The following is a 16,645-nucleotide window of genomic DNA, read 5'->3' on the forward strand; positions in this document are numbered from 1 at the left end:
AACGAATAATAAGCCTAACTTCTATATGTGAACATATTTACAACAGCATTTGCGCTGGAATTAAGAACGTCCTGCTTCGACAAGCGCAGCAGGACGTTCTGCCCCATTCAACTTCCCTGCACGCGTGGTTAAGCCAGCACCGATTCCGGCTCCAGCGCCGCGGGCGCGGCTACCGGCACGGCTAGGCTATCCAGCGCTTGTGCCAGGTCGGCAATGAGGTCGTCGGCCGCTTCCAGGCCGATGGAAAGCCGCAGCAGGCTGTCGGCGAAGCCGGCGGCGCGGCGCGTTTCGGCCGGAATAGCCGTGTGCGTCATCGAGGCCGAGTGGCATACGAGGCTCTTGCCGCCGCCCAGGCTCACGGCCAGCTTGAAGTAGTTTAGGCTGGTGGCCAGTTGCGTGGCCGCTTCCACGGTGTCGTCATTCAGCACGAAGGCAATGATACCGCCGAACCCATCGGGCTGCTGCTTTTTAGCAATGGCGTGGCCGGAGTGCGACTCCAGACCCGGGTAGTACACGGCGCTGATTTCGGGCCGCGTTTGTAGGAACTTGGCCACCTGCAGGGCCGCGCGGCAGTGCTGGGCAATGCGCAGGTGCAGCGTTTCGAGCCCGCGAATAACTAGGAACGAATCGAACGGCCCGAGAATGGCGCCCGAGGCGTTTTGGATGAACTGAATTTGCTTGCCCAGCTCCTCAGTGGCGGCCACTACGGCTCCGGCAATCAAATCGGAATGTCCGCCCAGGTACTTCGTGGCGCTGTGCACCACCAAATCGGCCCCCAGCAAAATAGGCTGCTGCAGCACCGGCGAGGCGAAGGTGTTATCGACGCACAACCAAGCGCCGACGGCATGGGCCAGCTCGGCCAGCCCGGCAATGTCGGAGATTTTGAGCGTGGGGTTGGAGGGCGTTTCCAGCCACACCAGTTTGGTACGCTCGGTGATGGCGGCCTGCACCTGGGCCAGGTCGGCGGTGTCGCAATACACGATGTCGATGCCAAAACGGCGGTACACGTGCTCAAACAGGCGGAACGCGCCGCCGTAGATGTCGTCGATGGCCACAATCTGGTCGCCGGTCGAGAGCAGCTTCAGCACGGCATCGATGGCGGCCATGCCGCTGGCGAAGGCATAGGCCGAGTGGCCGTGTTCGAGGCCGGCCAGCAGCTGCTCGAGGGCACTGCGGGTGGGGTTGGCGGTGCGGGAGTAGTCGAAGCCCTTGTTCACGCCCGGCGACTCCTGCACAAACGTACAGGTCTGGTAAATCGGCACGGCGAGGGCACCGGTGAGTTCATCGACGGGAAAAGACTGAATGAGGCGGGTGGAAGCTTGCATGGGGATTGGCGTTTTTGTGGTTGAAACGAAAACGCACCCGGTTGCCCAAGCACTTATGCAAGATTTCTTACCGAAAAGGCATAAAAAAAGCCCCTCCGACAAGTCAGAAGAGCACCACCGCTGCAGACGGGAAAGCATCTTGTAGACTTATCTTCTCCTGAGCCGGCCGAAGCTGATTCAGAACAGGATTTAGCACCTGGTATTGCTACTGGTTGCTAAGGCATCGCAGGGCCTGTCCCTCCGCCTTTCTTGATAAGTGCCCCGGATTAGGGAGCGCGCTGCAAATATAGCGGCGGGTTGAAACAGCGCAAGCGGTGGCGGTGAAAATTATTTTCAGCGCGTCAATAAAAAAAGACCGTCATGCTGAGCGCAGTCGAAGCATCTCTACCGCGCAACGCAATCCAGTCGAAAGTATTTACTACTGCGGTATAGATGCTTCGACTACGCTCAGCATGACATTCTTTCTAGCAGACAGCGCCCTTCCTTCCGCCCTCCCCTACCGCTCAATGTGCTTCACCTTGGCCTCGTCCAAATCGAGCTGGGCTTCCTGCTGGCGCAGCACCTCGTCGTCAAACGAGTCGTGGTGGCGCAGGTGCTCCAGGGCCTGGCGCTGCACGCCCAGCACGTCGAGCAGGACCAGGTGGTACTGACGCAGGGTTTCGCGACCGGCCTCGTTCACTTCCAAGGAGTTGAGGGTACGGGCAGTAAGGTTGATTTCGGTTTGCATGCGCTGCTGCAGGCGGGCGATAAGCTCGTTGGCCTCCGTTTCGGCGGGATACTTTCGCTGCAGGTGCTTCACGGCGGCGGTGCGCAGGTGTAGGCGCACGCCGGCTTCCTGCTCTTCGAGGGGCGTGCGGTCGTCGCGCTCCGCTATTTTGGTGAAGCGGATGATGGCCGGCAGCGTAAGCCCCTGCAGCACCAGCGTGACGAGGATAACCACGAAGGTGATGAACAGAATGAGGTTGCGCTGGGGAAATGCCGTGCCATCGGCCGCAAGCAGCGGCACCGACAGCGCCGAGGCCAGCGACACCACCCCGCGCATGCCCGCCCAGCCCAACACCAGCGTGCCCTGCCAGCCCGGGCTCGGCTCGCTGTTGCAGATTTTCTCGCTCAAAAACCGCGGGATGAAGGCCGCCGGGTACATCCACAGCAGCCGAATCACAATCACCAGCCCGCTCATTAGCAGGCCGTAGGCAATGGCCTGCTGCAGCGAGTAATTGCCCAGCCCCTCCACCGCAATGGGCAGCTGCAAACCAATGATAATGAACACCAACCCATTCAGCACGAAGCTCACGCTGGCCCACACGCTATTGGCCTGCAGGCGGGTGTTGGCATCGAACACGCGGTGCGAGAGGTGCGAGAGCAGCAACCCGCCGCTCACCACCGCCAGCACGCCGGAGAAGTGAAACTCTTCGGCCAGCAGGTACATCACGTAGGGCGCCATAAAGGTGAGCGCCGTGTTGATGCTGGGCGAAGTGGGCAGATACTTGTGAATGAGGAAAAAGAAGCAGGCCACCACCAGCCCTACTACCAGCCCCATGCCGCTCACCACCACAAAGCTGGTGGCGGCCTCCTGCCACACAAACGTGCCCGACAGCACCGCCAGCAGTGCAAACCGAAACACAATCAGGCTACTGGCATCGTTAATCAAACTCTCGCCTTCCAGAATGGCCGTCACCCGCCGGGGCACCTTCACGCCGCGTAGCACCGAAGTGGCAGCCACGGCATCGGGTGGCGAAATGATGCCGCCCAGCAAAAAGCCCAGCCCCAGCGTGAACCCCGGAATGACGGCCCGCGCCACGTAGGCCACAATGCCCGACGTGAAGGCCACCAGCCCGAACGCGAGCAGCCCAATGGCCCGCCGCCAGCGCCAGAAGTCGTTCCAGGACGTCATCCAGGCCGCTTCGTAGAGCAGTGGGGGCAGGAAAATCAGGAAAATGAGGTCGGGCGCGATGGCCACGCGCGGCAGGCCGGGCACGAAGCTCAGCGCCAGCCCGCCCAGCACCAGGAAAATGGGGTAGGAAATGCCCAGCTTCTGCCCCAGCATCACCAGCAAAAACACGGCGAACAGCAGGCCGAGAATAAGGAGGAGGCTTTCGTGCAGCATGAGGAAACCGAGGCGTCTAAACGCCTCAAAGAAACGCCAACGGCGCGCGCCTGCGCAACGCCAAGCCGCAAAGCGTACCGCCCGGCGGCCTTATTCCGCTATTTAGGCTACGCCAAAAGCCGGCTCACCGCCGCGCACTCCTTAGCGATGCCACAGCTGCCGGCCCGCGGTCGGGCGCCGGGGCCGGTCGAACAACACCACGTAGAGCACCCCCAGCAAAGGGGTTAGCAGCAGGGCGCACAGCATGCGCAGGTGCCAGTAATGAGCCGGGCTCAGGTCCCAGGCTTGGGCGAAGTGATTTATGAGGTGTGCCATGAATAAAGATACGAAATTCCGCAATCGTTTGCCACACGTAAGGGCCTGAATTTTCGGAAGTTTTCTCTTCCTCCAATGCCCTGCTCATTTTCATTTGGCGCTGCCATCAGCCGCATGATTTTCCCGCCAACTGCAAATTTTCTGACCTGCCAACTCCGGGTGCCGTACTTTTGACTCCCGTCATGCCCGAACGCCAAACCCCCTCCCCCTCCGCGTCGGCTGCGAAATTTATTTTCGTTACCGGCGGCGTCACTTCTTCACTCGGCAAAGGAATTATTTCCGCCTCGCTGGCCAAGCTTTTGCAGGCCCGCGGGTTCCGAGTCACCATCCAGAAGTTCGACCCCTACATCAACATCGACCCCGGTACGCTCAACCCGTACGAGCACGGCGAGTGCTACGTGACCGACGACGGGGCCGAAACCGACCTCGACCTCGGCCACTACGAGCGGTTCCTGAACACGCCCACCTCGCAGGCCAACAACGTCACCACCGGCCGCATCTACGACCACGTCATCCGCCGCGAGCGCGAAGGCGCTTTCCTCGGCAAAACCGTGCAGGTCGTCCCCCACATCACCGACGAAATCAAGCGGCGCATGCTGCTGCTGGGCCAGAACGGCCAGTTCGACGTCGTCATCACCGAAATCGGCGGCTGCATCGGCGACATCGAAAGCCTGCCCTTCGTGGAGGCCGTGCGCCAGCTTCGCTGGGAGCTGCCCGAGTACGATTCGCTGGTCATTCACCTCACTTTGCTGCCCTACCTAAAGGCCGCCGGTGAGCTCAAAACCAAGCCCACCCAGCACTCGGTGCGCGACCTGCGCGAGGCGGGCCTGCAGCCCGACATCCTCGTCTGCCGCTCCGAGCACCCCATTCCGATGGAGATGCGCCGCAAAATCGCGCTGTTCTGCAACGTCAAAATCAACTCGGTTATCGAAAGCCTCGATGCCGATAGCATCTACTCGGTGCCCTTGTTGATGCGCAAAGAGGGCCTCGATGAGCGGGTTATCAAGCGCCTGAAACTGACCGGTGGTACTCAGCAGCCCGATTTGGAGGCCTGGAAAGATTTCCTCGGCAAGCTGAAAAACCCGACCGAGGAAGTGACCATTGCCCTCGTAGGCAAGTACGTGGAGCTTCCCGACGCCTACAAATCCATCAACGAAGCCTTCGTACACGCCGGCGCCCAAAACGAGTGCAAGGTGACCGTGCGCAGCATCCAGTCCGACAACATCACCCACGAAAACATCGCCGCCCTGCTCCACGGCTGCGACGGCGTGCTGGTGGCGCCCGGCTTCGGCGAGCGAGGCTTTGAGGGCAAGATTGTGGCCGTGAAGTACGTGCGGGAGCATAACATTCCCTTCTTCGGCATCTGCCTGGGCATGCAGGTGGCCGTGGTGGAATACGCCCGCAACGTGCTGGGCCTGCTCGACGCCAACTCCACCGAGATGGACGCCCTCACGCCCAACCCCGTAGTGGCCATGATGGAAGAGCAGAAAAACGTGACCTTGAAAGGCGGTACCATGCGCCTCGGCGCCTACGCCTGCGACCTGCGCCGCGGCTCCAAAGCCGCCAAGGCTTACGCCAAAAACCACATCAGCGAGCGCCACCGCCACCGCTACGAGTTCAACAACGACTACCTGAAGCAGTTCGAGGATTCGGGCTTGCAAGCCACCGGAACCAACCCGGAAACGGGTTTGGTAGAGGTGATTGAGCTGCCCACGCATCCCTGGTTCGTGGCCGGCCAGTTTCACCCGGAGCTCAAAAGCACTGTCGAGCAGCCTCACCCACTATTCGTGCGGTTTGTGCGGGCGGCCATTCAGCACCGCAAGGGGTAATCCATCCTGTCGCTCTCCGCATTAATTACGTGCCCCGGCCCTTCGCTTAAAGCAAAAGGACCGGGGCATCGTTTAGCACGACGGTTACGCCTGCGCTTCGCACCGTACCTTTGCCCCTTCGCAACCTTTTTTACTAATGGATAGAAATTCAGCAACCGGCCTGTTCCTTATTTCAGCCTTGCTCCTCGTGTACCTGTTCTTCTTCAGCCCGAAGAAGCCGGATGAAAAAGCCGCCGGCAAAACCCCGCCTGCTACCACCGCCGCCGCTAAAGCTGGCGCGACGCCCCCTGCCCCCACGGCCCTCGCCTCGGAAACGGCCCTCGACACCACCGCCGGCCCGGCCAAGGACGTGACCCTGGCCAACGAGAACCTGACCATCACCTTCTCGACCCGCGGCGGCCGCGTGACGGCCGTGCGGCTGAACAAATACAAAACGTTCTTTGGCAAACCGCTCGATTTGTTCGATGCCAAAAGCGCCCGCATGGACACCAAATTCCGGACGGTGGATGGCAAAACCATCAAGTTTTCGGACCTGAATTTCCAAGCCGTGCCGTCGCAGGCCGCTGGTGGCTCGGTGCTCACGTTCTCGGCTCCGGTGGCCGGGGGCAGCATCGTGCAGACGTACTCACTGCCCGCCAACAGCTTCGAACTGAAATACGACCTGCGCCTGCTGGGCCTGGAGCGTATCGTGGCGCAGGAGCCGCTCACCTTCACCTTCCTGGACCAGGTGCGCCAGACCGAGCAGGACCTGAAGCAGAACCGCAACCACACCACCATCAACCACTACCTGGCCGTCGGCGACCAGGGCTCGCTGTCCGAAACCAGCGAGAAGCCCGAGGAATACAAAGCCCTCGGCCCCGTGAAATGGGCCGCCCACAAGCACGATTTCTTCGTGGCCGGCCTTATTGCCGACCAGCAGCCCTTCGCAGGCGGTGCCTTCAATGCCGACGTGAACCTGGGCGATTCCACGACCATCAAAACCCTGAGCTCGACGCTGACCATTCCGGTGGCCGAAGTGGAGCAGGGCCGCGGCCAGTACCGCTTCTTCTTCGGCCCGAACTCGTTCAACCTGCTCAAGGCCGTGGCGCCGGAGTTTGACCGCAACGTGTACCTCGGCTGGGGCCTGTTCCGCTGGGTGAACCGCTTTGTGATACTGCCGGTGTTCCACTTTCTGGAGCAGTTCATCTCGTCCTACGGCGTTATCATCGCGCTGCTGGTGCTGCTCATCAAGCTCGTGACCTGGCCGCTCACCTACAAAAGCTACGAGAGCCAGGCCCGCATGAAAGTGCTGAAGCCCGAGATTGACGAGCTGAAAGCCAAGCACGGCGACGACGCCACCAAGGTGCAGCAGGAAACCATGAAGCTGTACCAGGAATTTGGCGTGAGCCCGCTCAGCGGCTGCGTGCCCCAACTGCTCACGCTGCCGATTCTGTTCGCCATGTTCCAGTTCTTCCCGAACGCCATCGAGCTGCGCCAGCAAAGCTTCCTCTGGGCCAAGGACTTGAGCAGCTACGACGTGTTCATCAAACTGCCGTTCTACGTGAAATGGTACGGCGACCACGTGTCGATGTTCACGCTGATGATGACGGCCTCGACCCTGCTCATGACCTGGCAGAGCAACCAGACCAACACGGCCATGCAGGGTCCGATGAAGACCTACAGCTACCTGATGCCCATCATCTTCCTGTTCGTGCTGAACAGCTTCGCGGCGGGCCTCACCTGGTACTACTTTGTGTCGAACGTCATCACCTTTGCCCAGCAGGCCATCACGAAAACTTTCGTGGACGACACGAAAATCCGCGCCCAGCTCGACGCCAACAAAATCAAGAACAAGGACAAGAAGCCCGGCGGCATCCAGGGCCGCATTGCCGAAGCCATGAAAGCCGCGCAGGAGCGTGAGGCGCAGGCCAAAGCCCAGGCCCGCAAGAAGTCGTAGTCAGAACGACAAAACAGAACGTCATGCTGCGCTTGTCGAAACATCTCTACCGCGAAAAGTAATTCATTTACTCATGCGGTAGAGATGTTTCGACAAGCGCAGCATGACGTTCTACTTTAAACCTTGAAACCGGCAATACGAAAACCGCAGGCACGGTTTTCGTATTGCCGGTTTTTTGTTATCAACTTTCACCGCTTCAACACTTCGCCCGCCATGCGTATTCTTTCGCTGCTTCTGCTGCTCAGTTTCTTCAGCTTTTCCCTCGTGCCGACGGCCACTGCTCAGGGCACGTCAACCAAAAAAGTAAAGGTGAAAAAGGCGGGCAAGAAGACGGTTTTAACGACTAAAGCAACCGCTACGCCGGCCCCGGCCGGCCCGGTCCTCACCTTCGAGCGCACGCCCTGCTTCGGCGCCTGCCCCGCCTACAGCATGCAGGTGTACGCCGACGGCCGAGTGGCGTACGAAGGCCGCCACTCGGTGCCCCTGATGGGCAAGCGCGACTTGAAGCTGCCCGCCACGGCGGTAGCCGAAATGCTACGCCAAGCCAAAGCGGCCCGTTTTGAGACATTCGATAAGGAATACCTGACTGGCGCTACCGACCTGCCCAGCACCGTGGTGGCCATCCGCCAGCCCGACGGCAGCTTCAAAAAAGTGAAGGCCGAATCCAACGCGCCCGAAAACGTGAAAGCGTATTTCGCATACCTCACCACGCAGTTCGACCAACTGGCCCAGCTGGACGGCGTAGAGAAGTAAGGCGAATTCGCGACGAAGAAAACGCTAGTGGGAACTGCTGGCTTTCGGCTTGAAAACCGCCCGAAAGGCCCGTAGCGCCGCCGGATGATAGATGGTGGCGTGCGTTTCCTCCGGCATCGGCTCGTAGTGCCAGCTGCCCAGTCGCGTCGCTTGGGGTCGGGCCAGCGCCATTAGGCGGCGGGTGGCGGCCGTGTCGCCGTGGATGCTAGTAGCCAGGTATACGGTTGCCGCCGGGCGGCTTTTTTGCAACAGCGTACTGGCTTGCGCAGCCAACTGGCCATTGTTCCACCACAGGCTGGGGTCGAAGGCGAGGTAGGTGTTGAACAACTGGGGCTCCAGCAAGAGCGTTTCGAACACAAATAAGCCCGCCAGCGACTCGCCCACGATGGCCGTTTCGGCCGTGGTGCGGTAGCGCTGCTTCACCTGCGGCATCAGCTCCTCACGGATGAACTGGCGGTAGGCCGCCGAGCCGCCCACTTTGGGCGCAATTTTTCGGTCTTCAGCCACCGTGGTGGGGCCGGTGAGGTCGCGGCGGCGCTGGGTGTTTTCGATGCCCACCAGAATAAAGGGCCGCATCGTGCCGTTGCCCGTCAGCACCTGCACGAGGCCCGCCACGTGCAGGAAGTCCTCGCCAATCCCGCCGTCGGGCATGTACAGCACCGGCAGCCGCACCGTGGCCGAGTCGGTATAAGCCGGCGGCAAATACACGTTGATGCGCCGCGTTTCGCCCAACGCTTTGGATTCGAGGGTAAAGGTCTGACCGATAACCAGCGGGGTGGCCGCCGGAGGGGCCGTCTGAGCGTGCGCCGCGTCCGTTACGGCAGTAGCCAGGGCCGCCGCCGCTCCTATCATTCTCAAATACCGCATTATCTGGTTCGTTTTTGTGAATGGTTATTCCTTGCGCACGCGCTCCAGCAGCAGCTGGTTCATCGGGTTCGGCGTAAGGCCGCGCACGTTGTTCTGGGTCAGGCGCACCACCTCGTCGTAGTACAGGCTGATAACGGGCGACTCTTCCACCACAATGCGGTCCATGGCCTGGTACAGCCTTGTGCGCTTGGTCACGTCCTGGGTGCGGCGGGCTTCGTCGTAGAGTTTGTCGTAGGCCGCGCTTTTGAAGTGGGTTTTATCCGGCCCGGCGGGGCTAAAATTGGGGCTGTAGAACAGCGCCAGGTAGTTTTCGGCATCGGGGTAGTCGCCCAGCCAGCTTTTGGCGAAGAAGGCCACCCGGCCGTTATCCACCAAATCCTGCTGCGCCGCCGACTGGTTGATGTCAATCTGGACCTGCACGCCCACGTCGGCCCACTGCTTCTGCAAATACTCACCTATCTCCTTGCGTTCCAGCACCGTACTCAGGCGCAGCTTCAGCGGCCGCTGCGGGCCGTAGCCGGCGGCGCGCAGCAGCTGGCGGGCCTTCTGCGGCTGGTAGGTGTAGCCGGGCACTTCCTTTTCGGAGAACGAAGGCAGCGCCGTGGGCACGAAACCCGAGGTGCCGGCGTGGCCTACCCGGTTCAGCAGATAAGTCAGCATTTCGGGCTTGTTGAGAGCGTAATTCAGGGCTTGGCGCACGCGCTTATCGCGCAAGGCCCGTCCCTGAATGGCCTGCTCCCCAATCAAATTGGCCGAATCGAGCTGAATGCCCAGGTACTCAGTGTTCAAATAGGGCGCTTTCTGCACCGTGAACTTGCCCTTGAAATCCTCCCGAATAGTACCATCGGGGTGCATAATCAAGTCGCGCGAGCCAGCACGGATGCCGGACAGGAAATCCAGCTTGCCCTGCATAAAAGTCAGAAACTCCGTCTTGCGGTCGGGCAGGAAACTCACCGCCACGGCATCGAGGTAAGGCAACGGGTGGCCTTTTTTATCACTGCGCCAGTAGTCAGGGTTGCGCTCATACAGCAGCACGTTGCCCTCGTCCCACAGCTTGAAGCGGAACGGACCCGTGCCCACCGGGTGCTCGCGGAAGTCCTTGCCATACTTTTCCACGGCCTCGTGCGGCACCACGTAGGCGTATGGCATCGTGAGAATGCCCAAAAACGGAATGAACGGCTCCTTTAAATGGATGCGCAGCGTGGAATCGTTGGCCGCCACGAAAGCCGTGTCGCTGATGCTGCCGTCGGGCTTCTCCAGCACTTTGCCCCGAAAAATCCAGCCGCCCGAGCTGGCCGTGGCCGGGTCGAGAATGCGTTTGAAGCTGTAAACGAAATCCTGCGCAACAACCTGACGTGTAGCCACAGGATAAGCCTCTGTTCCATACTTTTCCACTTCAGCCCTACTGCGCTCAGGGTGGTCTTTCAACTCTTGGTCTATCAATGCCTTCGTATCTACACCTGAAGGCATGAATACGGCTTCGTTTTCATGGAAAAGCACCCCTTGCCGAAGCACGAACGTATACGTGCGCCCATCGGGCGAAATCGTGTAGCGCCGGGCCAGCGCCGGCACCGGCAGCAGGGTCGAATCCAGTTCCATCAACCCGTTGAACAGCTGCGACACGGCCCAGGAGTTGGCCTGGTTGCGGGCGAAAGCCGGGTCGAGCGACGAGAGTGCCTCGGGCTGATTGTAGCGGAACACGCGGCGCTCGTCGGCCGCCGGGCGGGCCGCGTCGTGGCAGCCGGCCAGCGCCAGCGCAGGCAGCCAGAATCCAAAAGGTTTAGCCAATAAGCTAGCCCAGCGAGCCAAAAAAGGGGCCATGCGAACAGGGAAAGAATGTATCTTTGTGCAATGCTACGGCAAAAGTTATTCATTATTAGTTGTCGGTTGTTCGTTGTCAGTTGTTAGTCCGTGACGCTTAGAAGGCCCGCAAACTGACCCTGAAGACCAAACAACCAGCAACTGACAACGAACAACGGACAACTGACAACTAACTCCAATGGGAAAAATCATCGCGGTAGCCAATCAGAAAGGCGGGGTGGGCAAAACCACTACTTCCATTAACCTCGCGGCTTCCCTGGCCGCCCTGGACTACCGGACCCTGCTCGTCGACGCCGACCCCCAGGCCAATGCCACCTCGGGCGTGGGCTACGACCCCAAGGACATCCAGAACAGCATCTACGAGTGCATGGTCGACGGCATCAATGCCCAGGACATCATCGTGCCCACCAACATTCTGCCCCACCTCGACCTCATGCCCTCCCACATCGACCTGGTGGGCGCCGAGGTGGAGATGATAAACCTGCCCAACCGCGAGGAGAAAATGAAGGAGGCCCTGCGCCCCCTCGCCGCCGAGTACGACTTCATCATCATCGACTGCTCGCCCTCGCTCGGCCTCATCACGGTGAATGCCCTCACGGCGGCGCACTCGGTAATCATCCCGGTGCAGTGTGAGTATTTCGCCCTCGAAGGTTTGGGTAAACTCCTGAATACCATCAAAATCATTCAGAGCCGCCTCAACACCGAGCTTGAAATCGAAGGCATTCTGCTAACGATGTACGACGTGCGCCTGCGCCTCTCCAACCAAGTGGTGGAGGAAGTGCGCATGCACTTCCAGCAGCTGGCCTTCGATACCATCATTCCGCGCAACGTGAAGCTGAGCGAGTCGCCCAGCTTCGGCATCCCCGTCATTCTGCACGACGCCGAGAGCAAAGGCTCCATCAGCTACCTCAACCTGGCCCGCGAAATCGTAGAGAAAAACAGCGTGGAGGCTACCGAGGAAACGGCGGAGGACGAGCGGATTTAATCTTGCTTAATTTGCTGGCATGGAATCTTACTCCGAACATCTGCTACCAGACTTTAGAGTAAGCTATAGCCTCTTTAGTGCCGAAGAAGGCGGTCGAAAGACACCTCATTTTCAGCATATCCGCTGGGATTTCTCTTACGAAGATGAAAGCATAGCCAGGCGTAATCAGCTCTTTATGATTTGGCCGGAGTTTATCACGGCATCCGGCCAAATGTTGCCTGAAGGAGAGCCAATGCCCCAGCATGGACTAGCTGATATGTTTATCATTAATCCAGCTTACCGAGCCTTTCATTCCCAGCACATCAAACGTAGCTTGCGAGGCTATTTACATGAAGGCAAGAGAATTGGGGTTTGTGAAGTTGTTGAAATTCTTGCGCTTCACCAGAATCCAAAGTCGTAGCTTGCTGGCACGATGAACCTCCGTTCCGCCCATCCTTTCATTAGCGTGGACCCCGAAACCCGTTTTGGGCGGCCGTGCATTATCGGTACCCGCATAAGCGTTGCTGACGTGTTGGGCTGGCTAAGCAATGGCATGAGTCACAAAGAAATCATTGAGGATTTCCCGGAGTTAAGCGAAGAATTAATTCAAGCCTGCCTGCACTACGCAGCCAATACAGAGGCCTGATTTTAACCGCAACCGCCAGCGCCAAACTTATCGGCTTGCCCTTCGGCCAACAATCCGTAATTTTGACATCCGTTGCCGCAGGCCTTTTATGGGCCCGGCCGATGAACTATGCCGCTAGAGAAGAACGAAGAGAAATTGCAAGCTGCCCTGGCTGCCGCCGCCGCAGTGAAACGCAAGGGTGGACTGGGCCGCGGCCTCAACGCCCTGATTGAGGGCAGCTACGACAAGAAAGGCGACCGGCCCGGCTCCGGCGACCGGCTCGTGTCGCATCCCGTCAACTCGGTGGGCTTCATCGCCGTCGAGCACATCGAGGCCAACCCCTACCAGCCCCGCACCCACTTCGACAAGGAAGCGCTGCAGGAACTAGCCGACAGCATCAAAATTCAGGGTATTATTCAGCCCGTGACCCTGCGCCAGCTCGGCACCAACTCCTACCAGCTTATCTCGGGCGAGCGGCGCCTGCAGGCCTCCAAGCTGGCGGGCCTGGAGACGATTCCGGCCTACATCCGCAAGGCCGACGACCAGCAGATGCTGGAAATGGCCCTGATTGAGAACATTCAACGCGAAAACCTGAATGCCATCGAAATTGCCCTCAGCTACCAGCGCCTGCTGAGCGAGTGCAACCTGCGCCAGGAAGACCTCGGCGACCGCGTGGGCAAGAACCGCACGACCGTCACCAACTACCTGCGCCTCCTCAAACTGCCGCCCGACGTGCAGATTGGCCTGCGCGACGCCGAAATCAGCATGGGCCACGCCCGCGCCCTCATCGGGCTGGACGATGCCAAGCTGCAGGTCGAGCTGTTTCGCAAAACCGTAGCCGAAGAACTTTCGGTGCGCCGCGTGGAGGAATTGGTGCGCAACGGCTACGGCCGCAGCGCCGAAGCCAAGCCCAAGGCCGACGGCGACACCACGCCGGCCCCGGCCGCTGTGCCGGTGGCCGAAATCCGCCGGGCCGAACGGCATTTGGCCGAGCGGTTTGGCTCGCGCGTGCAGGTGCGCCCCACGCCCAAAGGCAACGGCGAAATCAAAATCGCCTTCGACTCGGTGGAGGACATGCAGCGCATTCTGCACATTCTGCAGCCTTCGTAACACCCCCGCCGGAATGCCGGTACGCGAAATACCGGCAGCCGCCGTTAGCTGGTTGGTTATGAAAAAACGACTTTCTCGTCTCACGTTTGCCGGGCTGCTACTGAGCGGCCTGCTGGCTGGCTTTGGTGCCCGGGCCCAGGTGTTCGACCCCAACGCCACTCCTGCCCGCACCTCGGCCGAGATTATGGCCGACACCACCGAGCGCCGCGAGGTAGTGGTGACGCCCGCCGCCAAGCGCCAGAAGGCTGCCGCCGACTCGGCCAAGCGCACCGAGCGCATGTTCCGGGCGTTTGGCTTCCAGGGCATCCGCCTCACCCGGCCCGGCAAGGCGGCCATGCTGGCGCTGGTGCTGCCCGGGGCGGGCCAGATTTACAACCGCCGCTGGTGGAAGCTGCCGCTCGTATACGGAGCCGTGGGCGGCACCATTGCGGGGGAAATATTCTACCAGCAGCGCTATAATCAGTTTGCGAAGGCTTACAACAACGTTACCCAAAGGGCTATTAATCCGGACACGGGTATTCCCTACCGCATTGGCGACACAAGGCTGGGCCCCCAAGCCAGTAAGGTGACGTCGGTGACTGGCCTGGATGCTAACGTTGTGTTTTTCCGCGGCTACCGCGACATTTTCTACCTCTACATCGGCATTGCCTACAGCCTGCAAATTGTGGATGCGCTGGTAGATGCGCACTTACAGGATTTCGACGTGAGCAACGACCTGAGCCTGCACTGGCAGCCGCAATTGCTGCCCACTCCCGGCCAGCCCGGCGCGCTGCCCACCAACCCCGGCGTGCTGTTTGCGCTGCGGATTCGCTGATTTGTTGTGAGTTGCCCGTTGTCAGTTGTCAGCTTTTGATGACGCGACAATTTCCAACAGCTGACAACCAACAACTGACAACTAAACCATGAACATTCTTCTCATCGGCTACGGCAAAATGGGCCAGACCATTGCCGCGCTGGCCGCCCAACGCGGGCACACCATCGCCGGCATCGTGGACCTGCACGCTTCGCAATCGAACATTACCGATTTCACGCCAGCCACGGTTGATGTGGCCATCGAGTTTACGCACCCCGATTCGGCTTTTGGCAACGTGACGGCCTGCCTGCGCCAGGGCATTCCGGTGGTGTGCGGCAGCACCGGCTGGCTGCATCATTTTGAGGAAGCCCGGGCGCTGGCCAAAGAGCTGGGCGGCAGCATGTTCTACGCCTCCAACTACAGCGTGGGCGTGAATTTATTCTTCCATTTCAACGAATACATTGCGGCCAAAATGGCCCAGTTCGGCGGCTACGATGTGGCCATGCGCGAAATTCACCACACCCAGAAAATCGACCAGCCCAGCGGCACTGCCCTCACGGCTGCCGAAGGCATTCTGCGGAATTTCCCGGCCAAAACCAGCTGGCGCAATGCCCCCGCCGAAGTGCCCACCGAGTTGGCCGTCATCAGCGAGCGCACCGGCGACGCAGTGGGCACGCACATCGTCACCTACACTTCCGACGTGGATACGCTGGAGCTCAGCCACGCCGCCCACAGCCGCGAGGGCTTCGCGCTGGGCGCGCTGCTGGCGGCCGAGTGGCTGCCCGGCCGGCCCGGCGTGTTTGGCATGAAGGAACTGCTGGGGCTGTAGCTTCTGGCGTTTGGTTTCCGGTTGGCGGTTTCGGGCCTTTATTCTAGCAAATGGTCCTAAACCACGAACCAAACACCACGAACCAGAAACCAGCAACTCCTTATGCGTTTCTTTGTCTGATATTCCTTGTCAAGCCCAAGCTTGCTCTCCTCATGCCCCTGTTCAAAACCGACCCCACCGCCCCGCCTAAGCCGCCCAAAACCAAATCGCGCGAGTGGGCCGATTCGCTGATTTTCGCCATCGTGGCGGCCACGCTCATTCGTTGGGCCACCTTCGAGGCGTACACCATTCCATCGCCCAGCATGGAGGCCTCTCTGCTGGTGGGCGATTACTTGTTTGTGAGTAAGCTGCACTACGGCCCCATCACGCCGCAAACGCCGCTGCAGGTACCCCTCACCCACCAAACGGTGTGGGGCACGGGCCTGAAAAGCTACTCCGAGCTCATTCAACTGCCCACCTACCGCCTGCCGGGCTTCTCGGAGATTAAGCGCAACGACGTGGTGGTTTTCCACGTGCCGCACGAAACCCAGTACCCGGCCGACCTGCGCACCAATTACATCAAGCGCTGCGTGGCCGTGGCCGGCGACACGCTCGAAATCCGTGACGGCAAGGTGTTTCTGAACGGCAAGCCCGGCGAAACGCCTCCCGGCCTGCAAACCACCTATTTCATGCAGGTGGACAGTCCCAACGATGAGGTGCTGGCCGCCCTGCGCAGCCAGGGCGTAGTGGAGTACGAAGCCCCCGGTGGGATTCCGCAGGCCGTGCCCGGCCCTACGCCCGGCAGCTACGGCTACACTATTAGCTGCACCCAGGCCACGGCCGACTATTTTAAAAAGCAGCCTTATGTGAAGGCGCTGACGGTGCTGCAGCCCCAGGTACAGCTTTTCCCCGACGTGGCCGATTTCCACGGCTCGGCGGCGATGAGCGCCACGCCGCGCAACTGGAGCCTCGACAGCTACGGCCCGCTGCCCATTCCCAAGAAGGGCCAGGTCATCACGCTCTCGCCGGCCAACGCGGCCATCTACTATAAAATCGTGGCCCGCTACGAGCACAATGAAGGCATTACCTGGCAGGACGGGATGATTTACCAGAACGGCAAAATGCTGACCAGCTACACCATCAAGCAGAACTACTACATGATGATGGGCGACAACCGCCACAACTCGGAAGACTCGCGCTTCTGGGGCTTCGTGCCCGAAGACCACGTGGTGGGAAAGGCCGTACTCATCTGGCTATCGATGGACCCCAATGCCGACTTCTGGCACAAAATCCGCTGGAGCCGCCTGTTCAATATCATCCACTAGGTCAGTTAAAAGGTAGGAGTTAAAAGGGAAGAGTTAAGAGTTGCCAAGTACATTCCTGGTAACTCTT

At 60.1% G+C, this 16,645-nt stretch carries 15 protein-coding genes and 1 riboswitch; of the genes, 10 read left to right on the forward strand and 5 right to left on the reverse strand.

Features of this window, described 5'->3' with window-relative positions; genetic code table 11:
* Positions 1–128: 128 nt before the first annotated feature.
* The 3 genes from MON38_RS02405 to MON38_RS02415 form a co-directional block, all read right to left on the reverse strand.
* Positions 129–1,325, reverse strand: a complete 1,197-nt coding sequence (locus tag MON38_RS02405) for a trans-sulfuration enzyme family protein (RefSeq protein WP_241934535.1) — start codon at positions 1,323–1,325, stop codon at positions 129–131.
* 144 nt (positions 1,326–1,469) lie between these two features.
* A riboswitch (SAM riboswitch) is annotated at positions 1,470–1,584 on the reverse strand.
* 237 nt (positions 1,585–1,821) lie between these two features.
* On the reverse strand, positions 1,822–3,432 hold the full coding sequence (locus MON38_RS02410; protein WP_241934536.1) for a Na+/H+ antiporter: 1,611 nt from the start codon (positions 3,430–3,432) through the stop codon (positions 1,822–1,824).
* A 141-nt stretch (positions 3,433–3,573) separates the two neighbouring features.
* Entirely contained in the window at positions 3,574–3,747 is a 174-nt protein-coding gene (locus MON38_RS02415; RefSeq protein WP_241934537.1) for a hypothetical protein, read from the reverse strand.
* A gap of 182 nt (positions 3,748–3,929) precedes the next feature.
* Here MON38_RS02415 and MON38_RS02420 point away from each other — a divergent pair, with 182 nt between their 5' ends.
* From MON38_RS02420 to MON38_RS02430, 3 genes are all read left to right on the forward strand, one after another.
* A complete protein-coding gene (locus MON38_RS02420; RefSeq protein WP_241934538.1) occupies positions 3,930–5,576 on the forward strand; it encodes a CTP synthase in 1,647 nt (548 codons plus the stop codon).
* Positions 5,577–5,712: 136 nt separating this feature from the next.
* On the forward strand, positions 5,713–7,512 hold the full coding sequence (gene yidC, locus MON38_RS02425) for a membrane protein insertase YidC (protein ID WP_241934539.1): 1,800 nt from the start codon (positions 5,713–5,715) through the stop codon (positions 7,510–7,512).
* Between the two features lie 213 nt (positions 7,513–7,725).
* The gene (locus tag MON38_RS02430; protein ID WP_241934540.1) at positions 7,726–8,265 is read left to right on the forward strand and encodes a DUF6438 domain-containing protein; all 540 of its coding nucleotides are present in this window, start codon (positions 7,726–7,728) and stop codon (positions 8,263–8,265) included.
* A gap of 24 nt (positions 8,266–8,289) precedes the next feature.
* On the opposite strand, the gene MON38_RS02435 is transcribed toward MON38_RS02430, so the two are convergent.
* The gene (locus MON38_RS02435; RefSeq protein WP_241934541.1) at positions 8,290–9,132 is read right to left on the reverse strand and encodes an alpha/beta hydrolase; all 843 of its coding nucleotides are present in this window, start codon (positions 9,130–9,132) and stop codon (positions 8,290–8,292) included.
* A gap of 24 nt (positions 9,133–9,156) precedes the next feature.
* Positions 9,157–10,920, reverse strand: a complete 1,764-nt coding sequence (locus MON38_RS02440; RefSeq protein ID WP_241934542.1) for an ABC transporter substrate-binding protein — start codon at positions 10,918–10,920, stop codon at positions 9,157–9,159.
* A 211-nt stretch (positions 10,921–11,131) separates the two neighbouring features.
* On the opposite strand from MON38_RS02440, the gene MON38_RS02445 reads away from it, so the two are divergent.
* The 7 genes from MON38_RS02445 (at position 11,132) to lepB (ending at position 16,578) form a co-directional block, all read left to right on the forward strand.
* Entirely contained in the window at positions 11,132–11,938 is an 807-nt protein-coding gene (locus MON38_RS02445; RefSeq protein ID WP_198067939.1) for a ParA family protein, read from the forward strand.
* 19 nt (positions 11,939–11,957) lie between these two features.
* Positions 11,958–12,338, forward strand: coding sequence for a hypothetical protein (locus tag MON38_RS02450; RefSeq protein ID WP_241934543.1), 381 nt, complete (start codon positions 11,958–11,960; stop codon positions 12,336–12,338).
* 12 nt (positions 12,339–12,350) lie between these two features.
* Positions 12,351–12,563, forward strand: coding sequence for a DUF433 domain-containing protein (locus MON38_RS02455; RefSeq protein WP_241934544.1), 213 nt, complete (start codon positions 12,351–12,353; stop codon positions 12,561–12,563).
* 108 nt (positions 12,564–12,671) lie between these two features.
* On the forward strand, positions 12,672–13,652 hold the full coding sequence (locus MON38_RS02460) for a ParB/RepB/Spo0J family partition protein (protein ID WP_241934545.1): 981 nt from the start codon (positions 12,672–12,674) through the stop codon (positions 13,650–13,652).
* Between the two features lie 58 nt (positions 13,653–13,710).
* Complete coding sequence (locus MON38_RS02465; protein ID WP_241934546.1) at positions 13,711–14,466, forward strand: DUF5683 domain-containing protein; 756 nt, start codon at positions 13,711–13,713, stop codon at positions 14,464–14,466.
* Between the two features lie 88 nt (positions 14,467–14,554).
* Positions 14,555–15,274 carry a 4-hydroxy-tetrahydrodipicolinate reductase gene (gene dapB / locus MON38_RS02470; protein WP_241934547.1) on the forward strand — a complete coding sequence of 240 codons (720 nt, stop codon included), beginning with the start codon at positions 14,555–14,557 and terminating at the stop codon, positions 15,272–15,274.
* 152 nt (positions 15,275–15,426) lie between these two features.
* Positions 15,427–16,578: a signal peptidase I gene (gene lepB / locus MON38_RS02475; RefSeq protein WP_241934548.1), complete on the forward strand. Its 1,152-nt coding sequence runs from the start codon at positions 15,427–15,429 to the stop codon at positions 16,576–16,578.
* Positions 16,579–16,645 lie beyond the last annotated feature (67 nt).

The organism is Hymenobacter cyanobacteriorum (assembly GCF_022631375.1).
GTDB classification, from domain to species: Bacteria; Bacteroidota; Bacteroidia; order Cytophagales; family Hymenobacteraceae; genus Hymenobacter; species Hymenobacter cyanobacteriorum.

Excerpts from the sequence above, each read along its gene's own strand:
- MON38_RS02415 (WP_241934537.1), bottom strand. The coding sequence starts at position 3,747 with ATGGCACACCTCATAAATCACTTCGCCCAAGCCTGGGACCTGAGCCCG.
- MON38_RS02435 (WP_241934541.1), bottom strand. The coding sequence starts at position 9,132 with ATGCGGTATTTGAGAATGATAGGAGCGGCGGCGGCCCTGGCTACTGCC.
- MON38_RS02455 (WP_241934544.1), top strand. The coding sequence starts at position 12,351 with ATGAACCTCCGTTCCGCCCATCCTTTCATTAGCGTGGACCCCGAAACC.
- MON38_RS02450 (WP_241934543.1), top strand. The coding sequence starts at position 11,958 with ATGGAATCTTACTCCGAACATCTGCTACCAGACTTTAGAGTAAGCTAT.
- yidC (WP_241934539.1), top strand. The coding sequence starts at position 5,713 with ATGGATAGAAATTCAGCAACCGGCCTGTTCCTTATTTCAGCCTTGCTC.
- MON38_RS02420 (WP_241934538.1), top strand. The coding sequence starts at position 3,930 with ATGCCCGAACGCCAAACCCCCTCCCCCTCCGCGTCGGCTGCGAAATTT.
- MON38_RS02430 (WP_241934540.1), top strand. The coding sequence starts at position 7,726 with ATGCGTATTCTTTCGCTGCTTCTGCTGCTCAGTTTCTTCAGCTTTTCC.
- lepB (WP_241934548.1), top strand. The coding sequence starts at position 15,427 with ATGCCCCTGTTCAAAACCGACCCCACCGCCCCGCCTAAGCCGCCCAAA.
- MON38_RS02460 (WP_241934545.1), top strand. The coding sequence starts at position 12,672 with ATGCCGCTAGAGAAGAACGAAGAGAAATTGCAAGCTGCCCTGGCTGCC.
- MON38_RS02410 (WP_241934536.1), bottom strand. The coding sequence starts at position 3,432 with ATGCTGCACGAAAGCCTCCTCCTTATTCTCGGCCTGCTGTTCGCCGTG.
- dapB (WP_241934547.1), top strand. The coding sequence starts at position 14,555 with ATGAACATTCTTCTCATCGGCTACGGCAAAATGGGCCAGACCATTGCC.
- MON38_RS02445 (WP_198067939.1), top strand. The coding sequence starts at position 11,132 with ATGGGAAAAATCATCGCGGTAGCCAATCAGAAAGGCGGGGTGGGCAAA.
- MON38_RS02465 (WP_241934546.1), top strand. The coding sequence starts at position 13,711 with ATGAAAAAACGACTTTCTCGTCTCACGTTTGCCGGGCTGCTACTGAGC.
- MON38_RS02405 (WP_241934535.1), bottom strand. The coding sequence starts at position 1,325 with ATGCAAGCTTCCACCCGCCTCATTCAGTCTTTTCCCGTCGATGAACTC.